Source organism: Arcobacter defluvii (assembly GCF_013201725.1).
Classification (GTDB): Bacteria; Campylobacterota; Campylobacteria; order Campylobacterales; family Arcobacteraceae; genus Aliarcobacter; species Aliarcobacter defluvii.
Map to the genome: position 1 here is coordinate 2,648,158 of NZ_CP053835.1, position 22,066 is coordinate 2,670,223.

The 22,066-nt window shown below is 26.3% G+C and carries 23 protein-coding genes; 10 read left to right on the forward strand and 13 right to left on the reverse strand.

What is annotated here, in order from left to right:
* Positions 1-31 precede the first annotated feature (31 nt).
* The 6 genes from ADFLV_RS13225 to ADFLV_RS13250 are packed head-to-tail and all read right to left on the reverse strand — an operon-like array spanning position 32 to position 4,636.
* Positions 32-817: an NUDIX hydrolase gene (locus ADFLV_RS13225; RefSeq protein WP_129010900.1), complete on the reverse strand. Its 786-nt coding sequence runs from the start codon at positions 815-817 to the stop codon at positions 32-34.
* Between the two features lie 13 nt (positions 818-830).
* On the reverse strand, positions 831-1,445 hold the full coding sequence (locus ADFLV_RS13230) for a LysE/ArgO family amino acid transporter (protein ID WP_129010899.1): 615 nt from the start codon (positions 1,443-1,445) through the stop codon (positions 831-833).
* Positions 1,438-2,079, reverse strand: a complete 642-nt coding sequence (locus ADFLV_RS13235; protein WP_129010898.1) for a MarC family protein — start codon at positions 2,077-2,079, stop codon at positions 1,438-1,440. Before ADFLV_RS13235 ends, ADFLV_RS13230 begins: the two co-directional genes overlap by 8 nt.
* A complete protein-coding gene (locus ADFLV_RS13240) occupies positions 2,080-3,048 on the reverse strand; it encodes an amino acid ABC transporter permease (RefSeq protein ID WP_129010897.1) in 969 nt (322 codons plus the stop codon).
* A 3-nt stretch (positions 3,049-3,051) separates the two neighbouring features.
* Positions 3,052-3,867, reverse strand: coding sequence for a transporter substrate-binding domain-containing protein (locus tag ADFLV_RS13245; protein ID WP_129010896.1), 816 nt, complete (start codon positions 3,865-3,867; stop codon positions 3,052-3,054).
* A gap of 28 nt (positions 3,868-3,895) precedes the next feature.
* Positions 3,896-4,636 (reverse strand): amino acid ABC transporter ATP-binding protein, encoded by a 741-nt coding sequence (locus tag ADFLV_RS13250; RefSeq protein ID WP_164968492.1) that lies wholly within the window; start codon positions 4,634-4,636, stop codon positions 3,896-3,898.
* Between the two features lie 146 nt (positions 4,637-4,782).
* Between ADFLV_RS13250 and ADFLV_RS13255 the strand changes: the two genes are divergently transcribed.
* Positions 4,783-5,664 (forward strand): DMT family transporter, encoded by an 882-nt coding sequence (locus ADFLV_RS13255; RefSeq protein WP_228712370.1) that lies wholly within the window; start codon positions 4,783-4,785, stop codon positions 5,662-5,664.
* On the opposite strand, the gene ADFLV_RS13260 is transcribed toward ADFLV_RS13255, so the two are convergent.
* Positions 5,644-6,522 (reverse strand): AraC family transcriptional regulator, encoded by an 879-nt coding sequence (locus tag ADFLV_RS13260; protein ID WP_014475215.1) that lies wholly within the window; start codon positions 6,520-6,522, stop codon positions 5,644-5,646. The genes ADFLV_RS13255 and ADFLV_RS13260 overlap by 21 nt on opposite strands.
* A 119-nt stretch (positions 6,523-6,641) precedes the next feature.
* Here ADFLV_RS13260 and ADFLV_RS13265 point away from each other — a divergent pair, with 119 nt between their 5' ends.
* Positions 6,642-7,748: an aminotransferase-like domain-containing protein gene (locus tag ADFLV_RS13265; protein ID WP_129010894.1), complete on the forward strand. Its 1,107-nt coding sequence runs from the start codon at positions 6,642-6,644 to the stop codon at positions 7,746-7,748.
* A gap of 21 nt (positions 7,749-7,769) precedes the next feature.
* Here ADFLV_RS13265 and ADFLV_RS13270 read toward each other — a convergent pair whose 3' ends face one another.
* The 5 genes from ADFLV_RS13270 to trmD are packed head-to-tail and all read right to left on the reverse strand — an operon-like array spanning position 7,770 to position 10,584.
* The gene (locus tag ADFLV_RS13270; RefSeq protein WP_129010893.1) at positions 7,770-8,312 is read right to left on the reverse strand and encodes a hypothetical protein; all 543 of its coding nucleotides are present in this window, start codon (positions 8,310-8,312) and stop codon (positions 7,770-7,772) included.
* Positions 8,313-8,317: 5 nt separating this feature from the next.
* Complete coding sequence (locus ADFLV_RS13275; protein ID WP_129010892.1) at positions 8,318-8,923, reverse strand: DedA family protein; 606 nt, start codon at positions 8,921-8,923, stop codon at positions 8,318-8,320.
* A gap of 9 nt (positions 8,924-8,932) precedes the next feature.
* Positions 8,933-9,451 carry a hypothetical protein gene (locus ADFLV_RS13280; RefSeq protein ID WP_129010891.1) on the reverse strand — a complete coding sequence of 173 codons (519 nt, stop codon included), beginning with the start codon at positions 9,449-9,451 and terminating at the stop codon, positions 8,933-8,935.
* A gap of 31 nt (positions 9,452-9,482) precedes the next feature.
* Entirely contained in the window at positions 9,483-9,839 is a 357-nt protein-coding gene (gene rplS, locus ADFLV_RS13285) for a 50S ribosomal protein L19 (protein ID WP_014475220.1), read from the reverse strand.
* Between the two features lie 55 nt (positions 9,840-9,894).
* The gene (gene trmD, locus ADFLV_RS13290; RefSeq protein ID WP_014475221.1) at positions 9,895-10,584 is read right to left on the reverse strand and encodes a tRNA (guanosine(37)-N1)-methyltransferase TrmD; all 690 of its coding nucleotides are present in this window, start codon (positions 10,582-10,584) and stop codon (positions 9,895-9,897) included.
* Positions 10,585-10,689: 105 nt separating this feature from the next.
* Here trmD and ADFLV_RS13295 point away from each other — a divergent pair, with 105 nt between their 5' ends.
* From ADFLV_RS13295 to ADFLV_RS13315, 5 genes are all read left to right on the forward strand, one after another.
* Entirely contained in the window at positions 10,690-11,034 is a 345-nt protein-coding gene (locus ADFLV_RS13295) for a hypothetical protein (RefSeq protein WP_129010890.1), read from the forward strand.
* A gap of 159 nt (positions 11,035-11,193) precedes the next feature.
* Positions 11,194-13,464 carry a 5-methyltetrahydropteroyltriglutamate--homocysteine S-methyltransferase gene (metE, locus tag ADFLV_RS13300; RefSeq protein WP_129010889.1) on the forward strand — a complete coding sequence of 757 codons (2,271 nt, stop codon included), beginning with the start codon at positions 11,194-11,196 and terminating at the stop codon, positions 13,462-13,464.
* Positions 13,465-13,569: 105 nt separating this feature from the next.
* Positions 13,570-14,775 (forward strand): threonine ammonia-lyase, encoded by a 1,206-nt coding sequence (gene ilvA / locus ADFLV_RS13305; protein ID WP_014475224.1) that lies wholly within the window; start codon positions 13,570-13,572, stop codon positions 14,773-14,775.
* A gap of 92 nt (positions 14,776-14,867) precedes the next feature.
* The gene (locus ADFLV_RS13310; protein ID WP_014475225.1) at positions 14,868-15,554 is read left to right on the forward strand and encodes a F0F1 ATP synthase subunit A; all 687 of its coding nucleotides are present in this window, start codon (positions 14,868-14,870) and stop codon (positions 15,552-15,554) included.
* Between the two features lie 78 nt (positions 15,555-15,632).
* Positions 15,633-16,187, forward strand: a complete 555-nt coding sequence (locus tag ADFLV_RS13315; protein ID WP_129010888.1) for a thiamine phosphate synthase — start codon at positions 15,633-15,635, stop codon at positions 16,185-16,187.
* Here ADFLV_RS13315 and ADFLV_RS13320 read toward each other — a convergent pair.
* The gene (locus ADFLV_RS13320) at positions 16,184-18,916 is read right to left on the reverse strand and encodes a RecB-like helicase (protein WP_129010887.1); all 2,733 of its coding nucleotides are present in this window, start codon (positions 18,914-18,916) and stop codon (positions 16,184-16,186) included. The two genes, ADFLV_RS13315 and ADFLV_RS13320, sit on opposite strands and share 4 nt — an antisense overlap.
* Before the next feature lie 89 nt (positions 18,917-19,005).
* Here ADFLV_RS13320 and argB point away from each other — a divergent pair, with 89 nt between their 5' ends.
* From argB to ADFLV_RS13335, 3 genes are all read left to right on the forward strand, one after another.
* Positions 19,006-19,914 (forward strand): acetylglutamate kinase, encoded by a 909-nt coding sequence (gene argB / locus ADFLV_RS13325; RefSeq protein WP_014475228.1) that lies wholly within the window; start codon positions 19,006-19,008, stop codon positions 19,912-19,914.
* Positions 19,915-19,922: 8 nt separating this feature from the next.
* Positions 19,923-21,404, forward strand: a complete 1,482-nt coding sequence (gene thrC / locus ADFLV_RS13330; RefSeq protein WP_129010886.1) for a threonine synthase — start codon at positions 19,923-19,925, stop codon at positions 21,402-21,404.
* A 160-nt stretch (positions 21,405-21,564) separates the two neighbouring features.
* Positions 21,565-22,065: a Rieske 2Fe-2S domain-containing protein gene (locus ADFLV_RS13335; RefSeq protein ID WP_014475230.1), complete on the forward strand. Its 501-nt coding sequence runs from the start codon at positions 21,565-21,567 to the stop codon at positions 22,063-22,065.
* Position 22,066 lies beyond the last annotated feature (1 nt).

Here is a 22,066-nt window from a genome sequence, read left to right on the forward strand (position 1 = left end):
TTTTTTAATAGTTCAATTTTAATTTTTGGTATTATACAAGCTTCTTACTTTCTATTGGGAAAAATAGTTCAAAATCTTTTCTGATATGACATAAGACCTCATGATTTGCTTTAATAAAACCTTTATACTCGAGTGCAGCTAAAACAACTGCTTTTGAGTAATTAAGTACAGTTTCATCTTCTAAATATTTATTTACATCTACCCATTTTGCATCTATTATTTCATGAGTATCTTGAATATTTATTTCATAAGTTTTAGGATTTGCAGTACATAAAACATATAAGTTTGACTTGTGAAATTGATGAGGGAAAAAATGCCCTAAAGATATAATAGACTCAAATTCAACTTCTATACCTGTCTCTTCAAAAACTTCTCTTACAACAGCAGTTGAAATCATTTCACCATTATCTATGTGACCACCTGGAAGTTTATATCCAATATTTGAAATTTTTTCTTTTATTACTAGAAGTTCATTATTTTCATTTATTACAACTGCACCAACTCCTAAAGTATGATTTGCACAAGTTGGAATGACTGCATATTCTTTTAATCTTTTTACAACCAACACATAATCTTCATCACAAGAGTGAAAAATAAAACCTCTTTGTGTACAAATTGGAATAAAATCTGATTTTTTAATATCTATATATATCCAAATTAGATTTCTTTTATTTTCAACTTCATTTATTAAAAAGTTTAAATTTATTTCAAACTCTTCTTTAGTTGATGGTAAATCTTTTGATTCTATTGTGATTCCATTATATGGATCAAGTACGGTGTCAAAACACCCTATTCTTTCTAAACTTGTATTTAACATTTTAAAATAATAACTAAAATATGATTAAATCAATTAAAGAATAGGCAATAAAAAGCATTAAAAAACCAATTGAAATATCAAGTATTTTCCAAGTAATAGGCTTTTTAAATAAAGGAATTAATGCTCTTGCACCAAATCCTAGAAGAACAAACCAAGTTGCAGATGCACTAACTGCACCTAATAAAAAAAAGATTTTTAAACTATCTTCAATATTTGCACCAATTCCCCCAATTAATAACACTGTATCAAGGTAAGTATGAGGATTTAAATAAGTAAATACTAAAACCATTCCAATTACTTTTTTGAAAGGATTTGTTTTTATCTTATCATCAATTTTCATACTCTCATTTTTTAAAGCTGATTTAAAAGATAAAATTGCATAAAAAGTTAAAAATATTATCCCAAAAATTGCAATAGAGTTTATAAGCAGTTGATTACCTTTAATAAAAAAACCTAAACCTAAAACACCTAAAGTAATCAATAAAAAATCTGATAAAATACAAATTGTAATAGAAACTAAAACATATTGTCTAAGTAAGCCAAGCTTTAATATATAAGCATTTTGTGCACCTATTGCAACTATTAAAGATATAGTTACAATAAAACCTTTTAAAAATATTTCAAACATTCAAATAAACTTTGCTTAAATTAACTATTCCACCAACAATAAATTGCACTGCTATTGCTCCAACTATTAATCCCATAAGTTTTGTAATAATATTTTGACCTGTTTGACCAAAATATTTTTTTATATAAATTGAGTTCTTTAAAATTAAATAAAAAATAAATGCATTTATACAAAAAGCAAGTGAAATAGAAAATAAATCTAAAGTTGTTTGCGCTTGATGTTTAAAAATTATTATAGTTGTAAATAATCCTGTCCCGAATGCTATAGGAATTCCTATAGGAATTACAGCTAACTCTTCATCATTTTTACTATTTGGTTCTTTTTTATTTTTACTTTCTGTTGCTTTCCCATTTACCATTGAAATCGCCATCAAAAGCAAAATAATCCCACCCATAACTTTTAAAGAGTTTTCATCTATACTAAATAATTTTAATACTAAATCTCCACTTATCAAAACTATAAAAAATGCTATTAAAATAGTAATTGTTGCTTTAAATGCAATTGTAGAAATTTGAGTTTTTGTTATATTTGTATCTAAAATAGATAAAGCAATTGCACTTATTCCTATAGGGTCTAAAATAGCAAAGAATGTGATTGTTTGTTGTAAAAAAGTGGCTAAGACTAAGCTATCCATCTAGCTTAATCCACCTTTTAGAGCCATTCGTTTTTCGATTCTATGACCAATAAAACTTAATATTGAAGTAATTGATAAATAAACTAATGCAACAACAATCCAAGTTTCAAATGGAGAGAAAGTATTTGCAACTATTTCTTTTCCAACTTTTGTTAAATCTGTAATTGAAATAACTGAAACAAGTGAAGAATCTTTTACAAGTGCTATCATCTCACCCACAAGTGTTGGCAATGCTCTTTTAAAAGCTTGAGGTAAAATAATATATCTCATAGCTTGAATTTTTGAAATTCCTAAAGAATTTGCAGCTTCAAGTTGTCCTTTATCTATTGATTGGATTGCACCTCTTAAAATCTCAGCCATATAAGCTCCAAAAAATATTCCAAGAGCTAAAACACCAGCTACAAATCTATCAAGTTCAAAAATATTTGCAACTATAAAATAAAATAAAAATATTTGAACTAAAAGAGGTGTTCCCCTTACAATTGTGATATAAACTGTAGCTATATCTTTTAAAAATTGATAAGAAGATAGTTTCATTAAAGCAACAATTATTCCTATAAAAAAAGTTAAAATTGCTGCGAAAAATGATATTTTTAAAGTTACCCAAAGTCCATTTAAAACTGGTCCAATTTTTTTAGAAGTTTTTGAAGCAATATTATCACCTTCATAAACTTCTTCACCAACTTTATATGAAATTTTAAAACTATCATCCATATTCAGTTTTATTTGTTCATCTTTTGACTTCACATAATAAATATTATCAACTTTTTCTAAAATACCATTTGCAGGTGATTCTACATTTTTTGTTTCATCATATAAAAAATAACTTGGAATAGTGTTCCACTTCCAAACATAATTCATATTTGCTGCTGCTAAATATAAAAGATATCCAATTACAACATAAAAAAGTAGAGCTATTAAATGCCCTACATTCTTATTTTGTGCTAGTGTTTGATTTCTTTTTGCCATATATTATTGAACTCTATTTAACCAGTTAGTATCCACTAACCATTTTTGATATAGTTCATCAGAAAATCCTATAACTTTATCCTCTTTCATTTGTCTTAAAAAGTTATTTAACCAATTAATAAAATCTGGGTCACCTTTTCGAACTGCAAAACCTAATGGTTCATAAGTTAATGGAGTATCTAAATGAATTAATTTATCTTTTCCTTTATCACTCATAAATATTGCATTATAAGGTTGATCATAAACCATTGCTTCTGCTTTTCCATTTAAAACCTCAGCTGCTGCATCTACTTCAGTTTCAAAAGTTACAATTTTTGCTTTTTTAAAGAATTTTTTAGTTGCAATTTCTCCAGTAACTCCAAGTTTTGTAACAATTGTATATTCTGGTTTATCTAAATCAGCAGCACTTTTTATTTTACCCTCTAAATCTTTTCTCATCATTACTGTTTGACCAACAACAATATAAGGATCAGAGAAATTTACTGTCATATTTCTTTGTTGAGTTATTGTCATACCAGACATAATAATATCACATTTTTCCGTTATAAGTGCAGCAATAATACCATCCCAAGCTGTAGGAACAAGTTTTAATTTTACACCCATATCTTTTGACATTTGTCTTGCCATATCTACATCATAACCAATTATATTTCCTTTTTTATCAGTCATTTCAAAAGGTACATAACCTGGTTCCATACACACTTGTAATTCACCTCTTTGAACAATTTTATTAAGTGTTGAGTTTTGCCATAATTTAATATCAGCAGCAATTCCATTTATCGTTGCAAGAACAACTAAGCCTAAAATAAACTTTTTCATAATATCTCCTTGTTATTTATATATTTAATTAATGAGTTAAAATTTCATTTAGAAATTTTTTTGCTCTTTCACTTTTTGGATTATTAAAAAACTCTTCAGGAGAGCTTTGTTCTATAATTACTCCATGATCCATAAATACTATTCTATCACCTACTTCTTTTGCAAATCCCATCTCATGAGTTACACAAACTATTGTGAAATTTTCACGTGCTAAATCTTTCATAACAGATAAAACATCACCTATTGTTTCTGGATCCAATGCGCTTGTTGGTTCATCAAAAAGTATGATTTTTGGTTTCATGGCTAAACTTCTTGCTATTGCAACTCTTTGTTTTTGTCCACCACTTAAATCATTTGGATAAGAATTCGCTTTATGCTCTAGCTTTACTTTTTTTAGTAATTCCATTGCAATTTCAGAAGCTTCGCTTTTTTTTGTTTTCTTTACTAAAGTAGGAGCTAGAATAATATTTTCTAAAATTGTTAGATGGGGGAATAGATTAAAATGTTGAAAAACCATACCTACTTCACTTCTAATCATTTGAAGATTTTTTTTGCTTTTATGAATATCAATATTATCTACTAATATTGTTCCATCATCAATATCTTCTAAACCATTAATACACCTAATAAGTGTGGATTTTCCTGAACCACTTGGTCCACAAATTACAACTATTTCACCTTTTTTTACACTAAAATCAATATTTTTTAAAACATGAAATTTGTCATAAAATTTGTTGATTTTTGACATTGAAATTATATTTTCAAGCATTAAACCTCTTTTTTTATTTGCTAAGAAGTAATGATACTAAACTAAAAGTAAAATATAGATATAACTTTTATATAATAATTATACAATTTATAGATAATTTAAACTTTTAAAGTCTATAATCCCACTTTTATTTTGGGAGATAGATTTTGTTATCAAAAGCAAAAGAACTTAAAGCTGACTTATTATTATTATCTGTTGCAATTGCATGGGGAGTAACCTTTTTGATGGTTCAAGATGCTATCAATACAACTCCTGTGTACTCTTTTTTATTTTTTAGATTTTCATTAGCTACAATTATTATGTTCTTTATATCTTATAAATTTTTAAAAAAAATTAATCTTAAAACTGTTTTTTATGGAATAATCCTTGGTATTTTTCTTTTTAGTGCTTTTGCTACCCAAACATTTGGTTTAACTTACACTCCAAGCTCAATTGTTGCGTTTATTACAGGACTTAATGTAATATTTGTACCTTTTTTAACTTTTCTATTTTTTAAAGATAAAATTAAATCAAATGTTCTAATTGCAACATTTATTGCAGTTATTGGACTTTATTTACTTACAATGTCAGGCTCTCTAAGTTTTGAAAAAGGTGAATTTCTAACACTCATTTGTGCAGTTTTATTTGCTCTTCAAATAATTTTCACTGGAAAATTTTCAAAAGAGGTAAATGTATTTTTATTGGTTTTATTTCAATTAATCACAGTATCAATTCTATCTTTAATATTTTCACTTTTTCTTGATAACGTAACTTTTAATATACCTTATGATTTTGCTTTTTTCAAAGCTGTAATAATAACTGCAATTTTTGCAACTGTTTACGCTTTTTTAATCCAAACATATATGCAACAATTTACAACTGCAACAAAAACAGCAATTATTTTTACAATGGAACCAGTTAGTGCAGCTATATTTGCTTATTTAACAGCAAATGAAATTTTAACTATTACTCAATTTTTTGGAGCAATTTTAATAATCTTAGCAACTTTAGTTGCTGAAATTAAATTCTTAAACATATCGAATAGGTAAGTAATAATCCAAAATAAACTCTTCATCTAAACTTAAAAAATGATTTTTTTGGTAAATTGTATATGAAGGACTTGGTGTTGTTTCGTATCCACTATCTATCAACCAAGTATGATATACCCATTGAATAAGTTTTATTACATCTCCATATTTTCCAGTTAATGAAAATTTTGCATATATTCCTTTTGGGATTATCAAAGTTGGAAGAGACAAATCTTTTAAATACTCTTGTTCATTTTCAATTGCAGCTATTGCAATATACTGACAATCTTCAAGTGGAGTAATAATTGGATTATCATGATGCAGAGCCATTTGTTTATACTCTTTTATATCATTTGTATAAATCCAAGTTTGTAATTTTTGCCATGTTTTTTTAATTGTTCTATCATATCCTTTATGTCTTATATAGTAACCTTTAATTTCAGGCATTTTCACTATACTTGGTTCTATTTTTGAAAAATCTATTGTTTCATTATTTGATGATATTTTTTCAACTATTTTATTTGAATACTCTTTATAACCACCATTTTTCCACATTTTAGGTGTCATCAAAAATCTTTCTTTAAAAGCTCTTAAAAATGAAGTTTGAGAGCTATAACCTGTCATTTTAGCAATATCTGTAATTGTTGAATATTTATTTGTTATAAGTAAATTTGCAGCTTTTTCAAGTCTAATTGCTTTTATACTTTCATAAATATTTTTACCAAACTCTTCTTTAAATATTCGATGAAGATGAAATTTACTTATGTTTAATTCCACACTTAATTCATCAATATTAATATTAGTATCTATATATTTGTATATATAATTCATAACATCATTTGCAATTCTTGCTCGTTTTTCATATGTCTCTTTTTTCATAATAATATTATAGCAACAAAAGTACATAAAATTAGCAAAAATAGATAATAATAAAAGCATTTTATGTAAAGAATAAAATATCAAATTCGTGTATTCTTTCACAAATAAAAAGGAGATTTATGAAAAGATCATTTATTAGAGAAATCCTTGAAGCAATTGATGAAGAGACTATTTCATTTGCAGGTGGACTTCCAAGTGAAAAACTATTTCCAAGAGATGATTTAAAAGTTGCAACTTTAACAGCCTTAGATAATCCAAAAATTTATCAATATGGGATTAGCAATGGAATTAATGAATTAAGAGAGCAAATAGCATCACGATACACAAAAGAAGGATTTCCTACAACAAAAGATAATATTTTAATAACAACAGGAAGTCAGCAAGCTATGTATATTCTTGCAAAATTCTTTGAAAATAAAGATATTACTATTGAAGAACCTTCATATTTAGGTGCAATGAATATATTTAGATTAAATCATTTAAATATGTTTGGGGTTAAACTTGAAGATGATGGGATAAATGTAGAAGAATTTGAAAAAAGTTTTAAAGAAACAAAATTAGCATATTTAATTCCAGATTTTCAAAATCCATCAGCTACAACATATTGTGATGAAAAAAGAGAAGAAATTGCAAAAATTGTAAAAAAATATGATGGAATTTTAATAGAAGATAGTCCATATAGTGAGCTATTTTTTGATAAAAAAAATATAGCTATAAGTTCAAAATTACCAAAAAATTCTTTCCATTTAGGAAGTTTTTCAAAAACTTTAGTTCCAAGTTTAAGAATCGGTTGGATTAGAGCAGATGAGGAATTATTAAAATCATTAATGATTATAAAAGAGAGCATAGATTTACACTCTTGTGGTATTTCTCAATATATCTTAGCTGAATACTTAAAAGATGAAGAAAAATATGAAAGACATCTTCAAGAAATTAGAGATGATTATGCAAAAAAAGCAAACTATTTTTCAGAACAATTAAATAAAATTATGCCTGAATTTAAACATCAAAAACCAAAAGGTGGAATGTTTTTATATGGAAGTTTTGAAGAAGGAATTGATACATTTGCATTAGTTCAAGAATGCTTAAAGAAAAAAGTTGTTTTTGTTCCAGGAAATCAATTTTATATAGATAAAGTACCTAATCCAGAAATTAGATTTAACTATACTCACTCAAATTTTGAACAAATTGAAAAAGGTATAAAACTTATAAAAAGTTGTTTATAGAATAAGAGATTTTCTCTTATTTTATAACTTAAATTTATTCTTTAATAATCTATAAATTCTTACTATTTTTTCTTTTAACCTGTTTTTAGATATAAAAATTTCCTCTTTCAACTCTTTTTTTAGAATTATTGTTTTTTCTTTTATTAATAAATATGCTTTTGACATTTTTATTTTATTTATCAAAAAAATCAATTTTTCATAAATAAAACTAAACCAAGTAAATTCCAATAATTTTTCTTTTGTTACATTAAAAAACCAAAAAATAAGTGCGGCAATAGGAATCTTTAAAAGATACAAAAAGATTCCAAAAATCACATGTCCTGAAATAAAAATAATTCCAGCATAAACCCCTAACAATTCCACAAGAATAAAAGGAATAATAAAGATTAATAAAATTATATAAGGATTTAAACTTAAAATTTTGGGAGTTAAATTCTTAGAAATTTGTAATTCAGATATAAACAAAATGATAGGTTTTGCAAATTTTTCCCAAATTAATTCTTCAAAAATTATATAAATAAATACTAAAAAAATTAAACAGAAATTTAATATTTTTTTATACATTTTATTTATATTTTCTTTTTTTTATTTATATTTTTATAGTAAAAAAAGCCTAACATAGCTAAAAGAATCAAAATAACTATGATAATTGTATGAAGATATTCTTTGATTAAAACTTCATTATTTCCTAAAAAATATCCTAAAAAAGTTAAAATTATAACCCAAATCCCAGCTCCTAAACTTGTATAAATACAAAAAACTAATAAATTCATCTTTGCTAATCCAGCAGGGAAAGAGATATATTGTCTTACACCAGGAATCAATCTTCCTGAGAAAGTTGAAATATGACCATGAGACTTAAAAAACTCTTCCATTTTTATAATAGTTTCTTCTTTTATAAAAAAATATTTCCCATATTTTATTAAAACTTTTCTTCCAAATTTTATTGCTAAATAGTAGTTAAATAATGCACCAAATAAAGAACCAAGTATTCCAAAAAGAATTACAAGATAAATATTCATTTCACCTTTAAATACTAAATACCCAGCAGGAATCATAACAACTTCTGATGGAAAAGGAAAAAATGAACTTTCTAAAAACATCATTATAAAGATACCAGCATATCCTAAACTACCAACTGTTTCAACAATAAAATTTATTATATTTTCTAACAAAGGTTTCCTTTAGATTAAGTTCTTCCACTTTAATATAGAGTTATTTATAAGTTCAAAGATTTTTTCATTTGTAGGTTCAACTTCATCAAAATAGTCAGATACTATTTTTAAAATATAAAAATCTTTTATATTTTCTTTACATATTTGAGAAAAAAATAAAGCTTGCTTATCAACAAGTAAAGTATCTAAATTTTCATCAGTTTCAAGGGACTGTTCGACAGTTGTAACATTTGCAAAATTCAAGCCTCCAATGAATCTATTTGTACAAAATAGAGTTCCTAAAGCAATACTTCCATCACTACATGAAGCTATACTTAAATCAAATGCTTTTGATATAGAATAATTTTTAAAAATATAATCTAAAGACTTAACTATTAAATCTTTACTTACTCCAGATATTATAAGTAAAATATCATCATTGGAGTATATTTCATTTTTGTTAGAATTTTCTAATTTTTGTAAATTAAAAAAATCAATAATCGGTTTTGCTTCGATTATTGATGTTGTATGAATTAAAATTTGAGACATAAAATTAAAATTAAGGCTATGCCTTAATTTACTATTTTTTTAGCTCTTTAATTCTTGCAGCTTTACCTTTTAATCCTCTTAAGAAGTGAAGTTTAGCTCTTCTTACTCTTCCTTTTCTTACAACATCAAAAGATTTTAAAGACTCAGAATATAATGGGAAAATTCTTTCTACACCAATTGAATTTGCACCAATTTTTCTAACAGTAAAAGTAGAATCTACACCATTTCCACTTCTAGCAATAACAATACCTTCAAAAAGCTGAATTCTTTTTTTCTCACCTTCTTTAATTTCAACACCAAGTTTAACTGTGTCTCCTGCTTTGAATTGAGGAATTTGTTTTTCTGCAATTTGCGCTGCTTCGAAGCTCGCAATGTATCTATTTTTCATTGTATTTCCCTTTGGCGAAAGTGCCCGCATTTGCAACTTGCGGGGTATCACACTTTTATTTAAATTTTTTGTTTGTAACTAAACCTGGTCTAAAGTATTTTGTTTTGCAAATAGCCAGATTGGTTTTTAGGTCGGCAATTTTACTATGGTTTCCCTTTAAAAATTCTTTAACAACACTTAAATTTTGAAAAATTTCAGGTTTTGTAAAAGAAGGTGCTTCAAGCATATTGTTCTCATAACTTTCAACCTCTAAAGAATCAGCATTTCCAAGTACATTATCAACATTTCTAGAAATTGCATCTGCCATTACTGTAGAAGCTAATTCTCCTCCTGTTAAAATATATTCTCCTATACTAAATACTTCATTTGCATATTTTTCAATAACTCTTTCATCAATTCCTTCATATCTTCCACTTACAAATACTATATTTTTTTTCTTTGCTAATCTTTTTGCATCATTTTGTCTAAATGGCTTTGCAGCTGCTAGTGGAAATATAATATAAGCATCTTCATTTTTCTTTTTTATTTCATCCAAGCAATCAAATAATGGTTGACAAAAAAGAAGCATACCTGCTCCTCCACCTACCATCTGATCATCAACTTTTTTATGTTTATTAGTTGTAAAATCTCTTGGATTATAAAACTCATAAGATATAAAGTTTGATTCAACTGCTCTTTTTAAAATAGAATCTTGAAAATATGGTTCAATTAAATTTGGGAAAAGTGTAACAAATGTAAATTTCAAAATAAAATCTACCTTTTTTTATTGGAATAATAACATATTTATTTTTATTTACAATTAAGCATTATTGATTTACACTTCTTCCTTATTTTTATAGAGGATTTTTATTTGAAATTACTAAATGGTTTTGGGAAAAAATATTTCACATTGTCATCAATACAAGCTTATGCTGTTGCTCCCAAATTGCAAAGTATAGTTACATCTTGTAAAAATCATTTAAATAAAAAATTATTACTATCTTCTGATTGTGATGAAGAGGAAGAATCTCCTCCAAGTTTACAAGAAAATTTATCATTACCAATTTTATTAAATTCAAAACCTTGTCACTGTGATTGTTTTTTTAGAAGAAGAACTGCACTAGCAGTAAGCTTATTTAAATTTATTCCTAGATGTCCATTTTATTGCACATTTTTTGCTTTTAGAAGAACTGGTGTTCATCCTCCTATTACTTAATTAATTTTACTTTACAAAAGTTACTACCATCTGTTAGAAGCTTTATTCTTAAAGCTTTTTAGGTTTTGCTACTTTTAAAAATTTTCACAAATTTTGTTAAAAAGTAGACAAATATATTTGGTTCCTTTAAAATGGGAACCATTTGTAAAAGGATTAATTATGCAAAAAAATTATGTAATAGGATTTCCAAGAATTGGAGAAAAAAGAGAACTTAAAAAAGTTTTAGAAAAATATTGGTCAAAACAAACTGATTTCAATGAAGTTAAATTTGTAGCAGAAAGCTTGAGAAAAAGACATTGGAATTATCAAAAAGAAGCAAAAATAGATTTTATCTCGTCAAATGACTTTTCATATTATGACAATATGTTAGATACATCTATATTATTAGGTGCCATTCCAAAAAGATTTGAAAACTTAAAAGATGAAGAACTATATTTTGCAATGGCAAGAGGAAATGACTCTTGTGTAGCTATGGAAATGACAAAATGGTTTAATACAAACTACCATTATATTGTTCCTGAAATTTCTAAAGATACAAAATTTAAATTAAATAGTAAAAAAGTAATTGAAGAATATCAAGAAGCACTTGAGTTAGGAATAAATACAAAAATAAATTTAATTGGTGCAATTACATATTTAGGACTTTCAAAAAGTGTAGATAATAGTGATATTTTTTTACATATAAATAATGTAGTTGAAATTTATAAAGAGTTATTGTTAGAAATTTCAAAACTTAATGATGAAGTTATTGTTCAATTTGATGAACCACTATTTGTAAAAGATTTAGATTCAAAAGTTTTATCTTTAATCAAACCTGTTTATGATGCCCTAGCAAATGTTGCACCAAATATAAAAATAGTAGTAACAACATATTTTGAACATTCAAATGAAGCTACAAAAATTTTAGTTAATACTCCAATTTGGGCTTTAGGGTTAGACTTTATTCATGGAAGTAAAAACTTTGAAACTTTAGAGGTTATAAAAAACTCAAATAAAGTTTTAATTGCAGGAGTAATAGATGGAAGAAATATTTGGAAAAGTAATTTTCAAGATAAAGTAGAACTACTTGAAAAAATTTCAAAAGTTGTAAATAAAGAAAATATCATAGTTGGAACTTCTTGCTCACTTTTACATGTTCCTTTTACTTTAAATTATGAAGAAAAATTAGATAAAGAGATAAAATCTTGGTTAGCATTTGCAAATGAAAAATTAAAAGAGTTATCTCTAGTATCTAAACAATTTTTTGATTTTAAACTAAATTTAGAAGAGTTATCAACAATAAAAAGAAATATTGAAGATAATAGTCAAAGAAAAATATCTTCAAAAATTCACAACATTAAAATTCAAGATGAACTAAAAAATTTAAAAATCTTTGAAAGAGTAGATAAATTTCAAGATAGAATCAAAGTTCAAAGAGAATTTTTCAACTATGATTTCTTAACAACTACAACTATTGGTTCATTTCCTCAAACTCCAGAGATTAGAGAAAATAGAAAACAGTATAAAGCAAATGCCATTTCAAAAGAACAATATGAAGCTGAGATTAAAAAATACATAGATGATTGCGTAGCTTTCCAAGATGAAATTGGACTTGATGTAATAGTACATGGAGAACCAGAAAGAAATGACATGGTTGAATATTTTGGAGAATTAATGGATGGTTTTGCATTTACTCAAAATGCTTGGGTTCAATCATATGGAAGTAGATGTGTAAAACCACCTTTAATTTATGGAGATGTAAATAGAGAAAATCCTATGACTGTTGAGTGGATAAAATATGCTCAAAGTAAAACTAAAAAAGTTATGAAAGGAATGTTAACAGGACCTGTAACTATTTTAAACTGGTCATTTGTAAGAGATGATTTACCAAGAAGTGAAGTAGCTCGTCAAATCGCACTTGCAATAAACAAAGAGGTTGATGATTTACAAAATGCTGGAATAAAAATGATTCAAGTTGATGAAGCTGCATTTAAAGAAGGTTATCCACTTAGAATAGAAAATATCAAAGCTTATGAAAACTGGGCAGTTGATAATTTTAAACTAAGTGTTAGTAGTGTAAAAGCAAATACTCAAATTCATACGCATATGTGTTATAGTGAATTTAATGACATTATAAAAACTATTGAAGCAATGGACGCTGATGTTATTTCAATCGAAACAGCACGAAGTGGAAATAGACTTTTAAAAATCTTTAAAGAAGTAGCTTACAAACAAGAAATTGGTCCTGGAATTTATGATATTCATAGTCCAAGAATTCCAAGTGTACAAGAAATGGTAAATCAAATTGAAGCTTTAATCGAAGTTTTACCAAAAGAACAATTATGGATAAATCCTGATTGTGGATTAAAAACTAGAAAATGGCCAGAAGTAAAACAAAGCCTTAAAAATATGGTTGAAGCAGTAAAAATTGTAAAAGAAAAAAATTACTAGAGCAAAAGCTCTAGTAATAATAAGAATATGTTTTGTTATAACTTAATTATGATAAAACATATTTTTAGATAAGATTCGAGAATTATAAAAATGAGAAAAGAAGCCATGATTACATTAAATGATATAAAAGAAGCAAAAAAAAGATTAACAAATACAGTTTTAACAACTCCTTTGATGAAAGCTCCAATTTTGAGTAAAAACTTAAATGCAGAAGTTTACCTAAAAGAAGACAATCTTCAAATAACAGGAAGTTTTAAAATTAGAGGTGCATTTAATAAAGTTGCTATGTTAGATGATACAAAAAGACAAAATGGTGTAGTTGCAGCAAGTGCAGGAAATCATGCACAAGGATTAGCATTTGCAGCACAACATTTTGGATGTGTTGCAACAATCTTTATGCCAGAGGCAACTCCACTTACTAAAGTTTCAGGAGTTAAATCTTATGGTGCAAACGTTGTTTTAACTGGCGAAAATTTTGATGAAGCGTACGCTGCTGCTACAAAATTTGCAAAAGAAAACAATAAAGAGTTTATTCATCCATTTGCAGATGATGCCGTTATTGCAGGACAAGGTACATTAACTTTAGAAATTTTAGAAAAAATTGAAGATATTGACCATATTATTGTACCAATTGGAGGAGGAGGTTTAATCTCTGGAATTGCCATTGCAGCAAAATCGATAAATCCAAATATAAAAATTACAGGTGTAGTTGCAAGTGGAGCAAGAGGAATGAAAGACTCTTTTGAAGCAAGACTTCCTATAGATTCTTCAAGTGTTAGAACAATCGCTGATGGAATTGCAGTTCGTGATGTAACACCGAAATTACTTGAAATCATTTTAGAATATGTAGATGAAATTGTAGAAGTAAGTGATAATGAAACTGCAAATGCAATTTTATTTTTATTAGAAAAACATAAACTTATGGTTGAAGGTGCAGGTGCTGTTGCAACTGCTGCAATTATGCATAATAAAGTAAATATTGAAAATGAAAAAGTATGTGCAATTGTAAGTGGTGGAAATATTGATGTTACGATGTTATCTTTGATTATTGATAAAGGATTAGTAAAATCATTTAGAAAAATGAATCTAATCGTAACACTTATGGATAAACCAGGTGCATTGATGCATTTAACTGAAATTTTTACAACTTGTTCAGCAAATATTGTTCAAATAGATTATGATAGAAACTCTATAAAACTGGAGTTTGGTGAAGCACATGTAACTATTTCATTAGAAACAAAAGGTGAAGAGCACCAAGAACTGATTAGAGAAAATTTGAAACAAAATGGTTACAGATATAAACAAATTTAAGTTAATTTTTTGTCTTTAGAAAGATTTTAGAAAATAAATACTATAATGCACGCATAATTTAGTACATGTAGAAACAAAAAAAAAGGAAGAAAATGGAAGGAAGACTGTTTACATTCTTGGGTGCAATTGGTGGGCACGGGCAAGAGTGGATAATCTTATCACACTTTGTTCTAGTTATTGGGATAATTTTCTTAATTTCAAGAGCAGCTACTAGAAAGTTACAATTAGTTCCAACTGGATCTCAAAATGTAATGGAAACGTTCGTAGGTGGTATCGTTGCAATGGGAACTGATACAATGGGTGAAAAAAACGCTAGAACTTATATGCCTTTAATTGGTTCTTTAGCTTTAGTAATTTTTGTTAGTAATATGATTGGAGTTATCCCTGGTTTCGAAGCTCCAACTTCAAATATTAACTTTACATTATCTTTAGCTTTAATAGTATTTGTTTACTATAACTATTTAGGTATTAAGAAAAATGGTTTCGTTGCTTACTTTAAACATTTTATGGGACCTATGCCTGTATTAGCTCCATTAATGTTCCCAATTGAAATTATTTCTCACTTATCAAGAATTGTTTCATTATCATTCAGACTTTTTGGTTCAATCAGAGGAGATGATATGTTCTTAATGGTACTTTTAATGTTAGTACCTTGGTTATTACCTCTTCCTGGGTTCTTCTTATTAACTGCGTTTGGTTTCTTACAAGCGTTTATTTTCAGTATATTAACTTATGTTTATATTGCTGGTTCTATTATGATGGAACACGAAGAACACTAAAAATTTTGATAAAAAATTTTGAAAAGGGAATAAGTTTTTACTTATTCCCTTTTTTTATATATTTAAATAGAAAGACTAATGAAAAAATATCTTATAACTGACCCTCAATATTATAGTAATGATATAAAAATATTTAAAAAAACTTTGATAAAAGCTTTAACTAAACATAAAATTGATATTGCCTGTTTTAGAGATAAAGAATCTAAAAACTTTGAAGAATTGGCAAAAATCTTTATAGAAATTTGTAAAAAATTTAATGTAAAAAAAATACTTCTAAATTCAAATTATTTATTGGCTAAAAAGCTAGGTGCATCAGGAGTTCATTTAAATTCAAAACAATTTGATAAAATCAAAGAAGCAAAAGAAAAAAATCTTTTTACAATTATCTCTTGTCACACTTTTTTAGAGATTGAAAAGGCTATGAAATTAAAAGCAGATGCAATTACTTTCTCTCCTATTTTTAATACACCAAATAAAGGTGAACCTAAAGGGATTGAAAAGTTAGAAGAAGCAACAAACTTATATAAAGATATAAAGATAATTGCTCTTGGAGGAATAGTTTCAGAAGAACAAATCTCTAAAATAGAAAATACAAAAGCCTACGGTTTTGCATCTATTCGATATTTTATTTAAACTTCTTTAATAGTACAATCACTAGGTTTTAAATAAACTAGATATGATTTCACATTTGATGTTTGAAATATCTCTTTTATAGCTTTTTTATAATATGAAACTTGAACTTTATGTTCATCAAGTTCTTCTTTTGTTGTTTTATAATCAATAATATAAAAACAATCTTCTTTAAATAAAAGTAAATCTATAATCTTTATCTCTTCTTTATAAATTAAAGATTGCTCTGAAATAAACATTGAATTATCTAATAAAGATTTAAAAGTTGAATCATTCAATAAATATCTCAATCTATTTTTTATATCAAAAAAATCTTCTTCACTTAAATAGTTTGAATATCTAGTTTGAACTAAATCCATAGAATAGTCTAAATTATTTTCATCAAATTTTGTCATCATTTCCAAACAATAGTGAGTTGCCAATCCAAAATATTTTGCATGTAAATGGTCAACTTCTAACTCTTTTTCTTTTGAAATTTGTTTTTCCTGTGTTCCTAAATCTAATGGAGTATATGAAACAATATTTTTTTCATCTTTATTTATTACAAGATTAATGCTCTCTTTAATTTTTCCAATTTTACAAACATTCATATTTAAAATATCAAAAACAGAAGATTTAACTTTTTTAAATATAATCATATTATTTTTGGCTCTTGTCATTGCAACATACAAAATATTTATTTCATCTTCAAGACTAAGTGCCTTTTCTTTTGCTATTGCTTTTTCATAATCTTTATCAAAATTTTCATAACCTTTTATTTTGTAAAAAATATTTTTTAGTTCAAGATTTTCATACTCAAATAAAAGTGAAGATTTGTCTACATTTTTTCTTTTAATTCTATCAAGTAAAATAACAGTATGAAACTCTAAACCTTTTGATTTAAAAATAGTTAATATTTGAAGTCCAACTGATTCACTATTTTCCATATTTGCATCTAATTTATCTATCTCATAAACAAAATCTACGATATTATTAAAAGGTGAACTCACTTCAATTAATTTAACAACATTTTCATCTATGATTTTTAATTTTTTTGATAACTCTTTTATAATTTCTTGAACAGATTTTTCTTCCAATTCAATTTGTAAATCCAATTCATTTAATATCTCTTTTCCAATAAGTGCATTTACATTCTCTTTATAAATTTCTTCTTTGAAATAAAGATATTTCATAGCATTAATAACTGCTTTTACATTTTGTTGATTTATTAATTTTGAAGTCATTTCAGTTGATATTTTCATATCAGGAAACTTCTGTTTTAAATAATAATATAAAGATAAAACATCATCATTTGTATAAGTTAGAATTGATATATCATTTGGATTAACTCCCAAATTAATCAACTCTTCAATCTTTTTTGCAATGTTTACAAATTTTTCTTCTTCATCTAATGCTTCATCTTCAAAAACTTCAACATAACCATCTTTTGCAACTGATTCTTGTTCATAATATTCATAATTAACAAGATTTAAAAAAAGTGAATTTACATATGAAATGATATTTTCACATGAACGATAATTTGTATTTAAAACTTCAACTTCTAAAACTTTATTTGTATTTGCTACATAATCAAAAAGTTCTCTTTTCCCACCTCTAAATCTATAAATAGATTGTTTTGTATCCCCAACATAAAAAAATGTTTTAAATTTTGTCGTGTCACCAGAAAGTATCTCTTTTATTAAAGGTTCTAAAATCTTATATTGTAAAAGTGAAGTATCTTGAAACTCATCCATCAAAATATGTGAATATGTTGAATCAAGTCTAAAATATAAAAAATCTTTATCAATTTTTGTTGATAATAATTCATAAACTAAATTTGAAATATCATTAAATTCTAAATAGTTTTTATTTTTGTTAAACTCAAATTTAAAATCTTTAAACATTAAATAGAGTTCAAATAGTTTATTTAAACTGTACCCTGCCCTTATTTTATAATATATTGTTATCTCTTTTTTTAACTCTATAAAATATGATTCAATTGTTTCATTTGCGCATTTTTTAAAATATGAATATTCAGCTAAACAATCTTTTTCAAGCCAAGTTCGTCCAAATAAATCATCAAATTTCTCAAAATCAACAGCTTTTTTTGCACTTGGGCTTGCAACACTACAATTTAAAATAAACTCTTTTATTTTAAAAGCATTTTCTAAAACTTTCTCTTTTTGAAAATCTATTAATTTAGCATCAATATTTAAAATATTTATTTTTTCATTTTTTTCTAAAAGTGTTTTAAAAAGTTCAAAAAGTGAATTAAATTTCTTTTTTTCATAATGAGAAAAATCTATCAATGTTTCAAACTGTTTTAAATCAAGTGATTCTAAAAATTTTAAACTAAGAGTTTCAATATCATCTTCTTTTATTTCAAAATCATCTGAAATACCAATATATCCACAAAACTCTCTTAAAATCTTATTTACAAATTTATCAATAGTAAATATTGATAAATTCGCACTTGAAAATGATTTTACTAAAAAACCTTTTTTCCCTAAAATCTCTTCTTTTGAGAGATTTGATTGTTCAATAATAGCATTTAAATATGCTTCATCATCACCTAAAGTAAGAAGTGTTTTATATATTCTTTCACTCATTTCATTTGCAGCTTTGTTTGTAAATGTCAGAGTTAAAATTTCATTTGGTTTTGCGCCAAGTAACAACAAAGTGATATAACGAACCGTAAGTGCAAATGTTTTACCACTTCCTGCACTGGCTTTTAAAGCTAAATATTTTTTCATAAAAGAATAATACTAAAGTAACTATTTCATTTTAGTTAATAAGATACTTTTAGATATAATCTTGCTTTAAAAATCTTTTAGGATTATATATGATAGATAAAATAGATAAACATTATAAAGTTAAAACTCTTCTTGATGCAATTCCATATATTAAAAAATTCTTCGGAAAAACAATCGTTATTAAATATGGTGGCTCAGCACAAACAAGTCCTGATTTAAAAGATAAATTTGCTGAAGATATAGTTTTATTATCTCTTTTAGGAATAAAACCTATTATTGTTCATGGTGGAGGAGCAAGGATAACTGAACTTTTAACAAAATTAAATATCCCTTCTTCATTTGTGGATGGACATAGAGTTACATGTGAAGATAGTATGAGAGTTGTTGAAATGGTTTTAAGTGGAGAAATCAATAAAAATATCACTTCTTTATTAAATCATCATGGAGCAAAAGCTATTGGAATTTCAGGAAAAGATTCTAGTATTATAAATGCTATTCCAAAAGATGGTGGAAGATTTGGTTATACAGGAGAAATCACAAAAGTAAATGGCACACTTATAAATAATCTTATAAAAGAAGGATTTATTCCAGTAATAGCACCAATTGCGGATAGTGCTGAACCAAATCATCCTGGATTTAATATAAATGCTGATGTTGCAGCTTGTGAAATTGCTGTTGCTGTTGGCGCTCAAAAAGTTTTATTTTTAACTGACACTATTGGTGTTTTAGATAAAGAAGGAAAATTAATTCAAACTTTACATAAAGAGAGTGTTGAAAACTATAAAAAAGATGGAACAATCGCTGGTGGAATGATTCCAAAAGTTGATTCTTGTATTGATGCTATACACAATGGCGTAAATAAAGCTCACATTATTGATGGAAGAGTTGAACACTCAATTTTATTAGAGTTATTTACAAGTGATGGAATTGGAACTCAATTTATTAGAAAAGACAATCCTAATAATGGTATAGATTTAGAAAAATTATTAGAAAATTAAGGGGCATTATGAATTTTATAGAAACAAGAGGAAATGATGGTATTAAACCAATTAAAGTACCATTTAGTGAAGCAATATTAAATCCAAGTACATCTTTTGGTGGATTATACGTACCTGAATATTTACCTAAATTAGAAGAAAATTTTATTCAAAATCACGTAAATAAAAGCTACAAAGAGTTAGCTTATGATATTTTAAAAGCTTTTGAAATTGATATTGATGAGAATGAAATCAATAAAGCTTTAGATTTATATGATAACTTTGACAATCCACAAAATCCTTGTCCAGTTATAAAAGTAAAAAAAGATTTGTTTGTTCATGAGCAATACCATGGACCAACTCGAGCTTTTAAAGATATGGCTTTACAACCTTTTGGTTCAATTCTTTCTTCAATTGCAAAAAAAAGAGATGAAAAATATCTAATTCTTGCTGCAACTTCAGGAGACACAGGGCCAGCTGCTCTTAATACTTTTAAAAATAAGGAAAACATTCAAGTTGTCTGTTTATATCCAGATGGTGGGACTTCTGATGTTCAAAGATTACAAATGGTTTGTGAAGATGGAAAAAATTTAAAAGTTTTAGGAATAAAAGGAAACTTTGATGATGCCCAAAGTGCACTTAAAAATCTACTTGCTTCAAAAACTTTTAAAGAAGAATTAGAAAAAGACAATATCAAACTAAGTGCTGCAAATTCAGTAAACTTTGGAAGAATAATATTCCAAATAATCTATCATTTCTGGTCATATATTCAACTTTTAAAACAAGATGAAATTACATTAGGTGAAAAAATATATTTAGTAGTTCCAAGTGGAAACTTCGGAAATGTTTTAGGAGCATTTTATGCTTTAGAAATGGGATTACCTATCGAAAAACTTTTAGTAGCTTCAAATGAAAACAATATACTTACAGAATGGATAAATACAGGTGTTTATGATATTAGAGATAAAGAACTTAAACTGACAAAATCTCCTGCAATGGATATTTTAAAATCTTCAAATATTGAAAGAGTAATTTATTCTTTATTTGGTGCAAATAGAACTAAAGAGTTAATGGAAGACTTAAATGAGAAAAAAATCTTCAAAATGAGTGAAAATGAAACAAATGAACTAAAAAAATACTTCTCAGCTGTTTATTCTGATGATACTTTTGGTACAAGAACAATAAAAGAGTTTTTAGACTCTGGATATCTAATGGATCCTCACACTGCGACTTGTATAAAAGCATATAATGAGTTAAGAGAAAAACCTTTAAAAACAGTTATTTATTCAACTGCAGAATGGACAAAATTCTCACCAACTGTATTAAATGCATTAAATCAGAATTCTGTTAAATATACTGATAAAGAAGCTTTAGAAGAAATTTCTACAAAATATAATGCAAATTTACCTCAAAGTATTAAAGACTTATTTAATGCAAAAATCAATCACTCTTTAGTTATTAATAAAGAAAATATTGAATCTGAAATAGTTAATTTTATTAGAAAATCATAAGATTTTCTAATAAAAATCCTCAAAAACACTTATTTAATAGTGTGTAATTTTTTCACAAAAAATACTATAAAAACCATCTGTTATGACTTAAATCAATACATTTTAAGTAATTCCGTAATATAATAGTCAAATTCTAAAATTAAAAAAAAGGAAGCCAAATATGTCTAAAGAAACAAATAGACGAGATTTTCTTGGTTACTCATTTGCTGCAGTTGCTGCAGTAGGTGGTGCAGCCTCACTTGTTGGTATGAAACAAGTATGGGATCCTCTTCCAAGCGTATTAGCTGGTGGATTTACAACTGTTGATCTTACTACACTAAAAGCTGGAGAACCTGAAACTTTTGTATGGAGAGGGAAACCTATATTTGTATTAAAGAAAACTGCTGAAATGGAACAATCTACTAGAGATTTACACATTGGAGAAGATAGATTTATCATTGCAATTGGGTTATGTACTCACTTAGGTTGTATTCCTGCATGGAAAAAAGATACATGGAAATGTGCATGTCATGGAGGAGAATATAATTCAAGTGCAAAACAAACATTTGGACCACCACCAAGACCACTTGATTTACCACCATTTAGTGTTAATGGAACTTCTATTGTTTTAGGAGAAGAAGGACCTGAATATAAAAAAATTGCTGAAACATTGAAAGCATAAG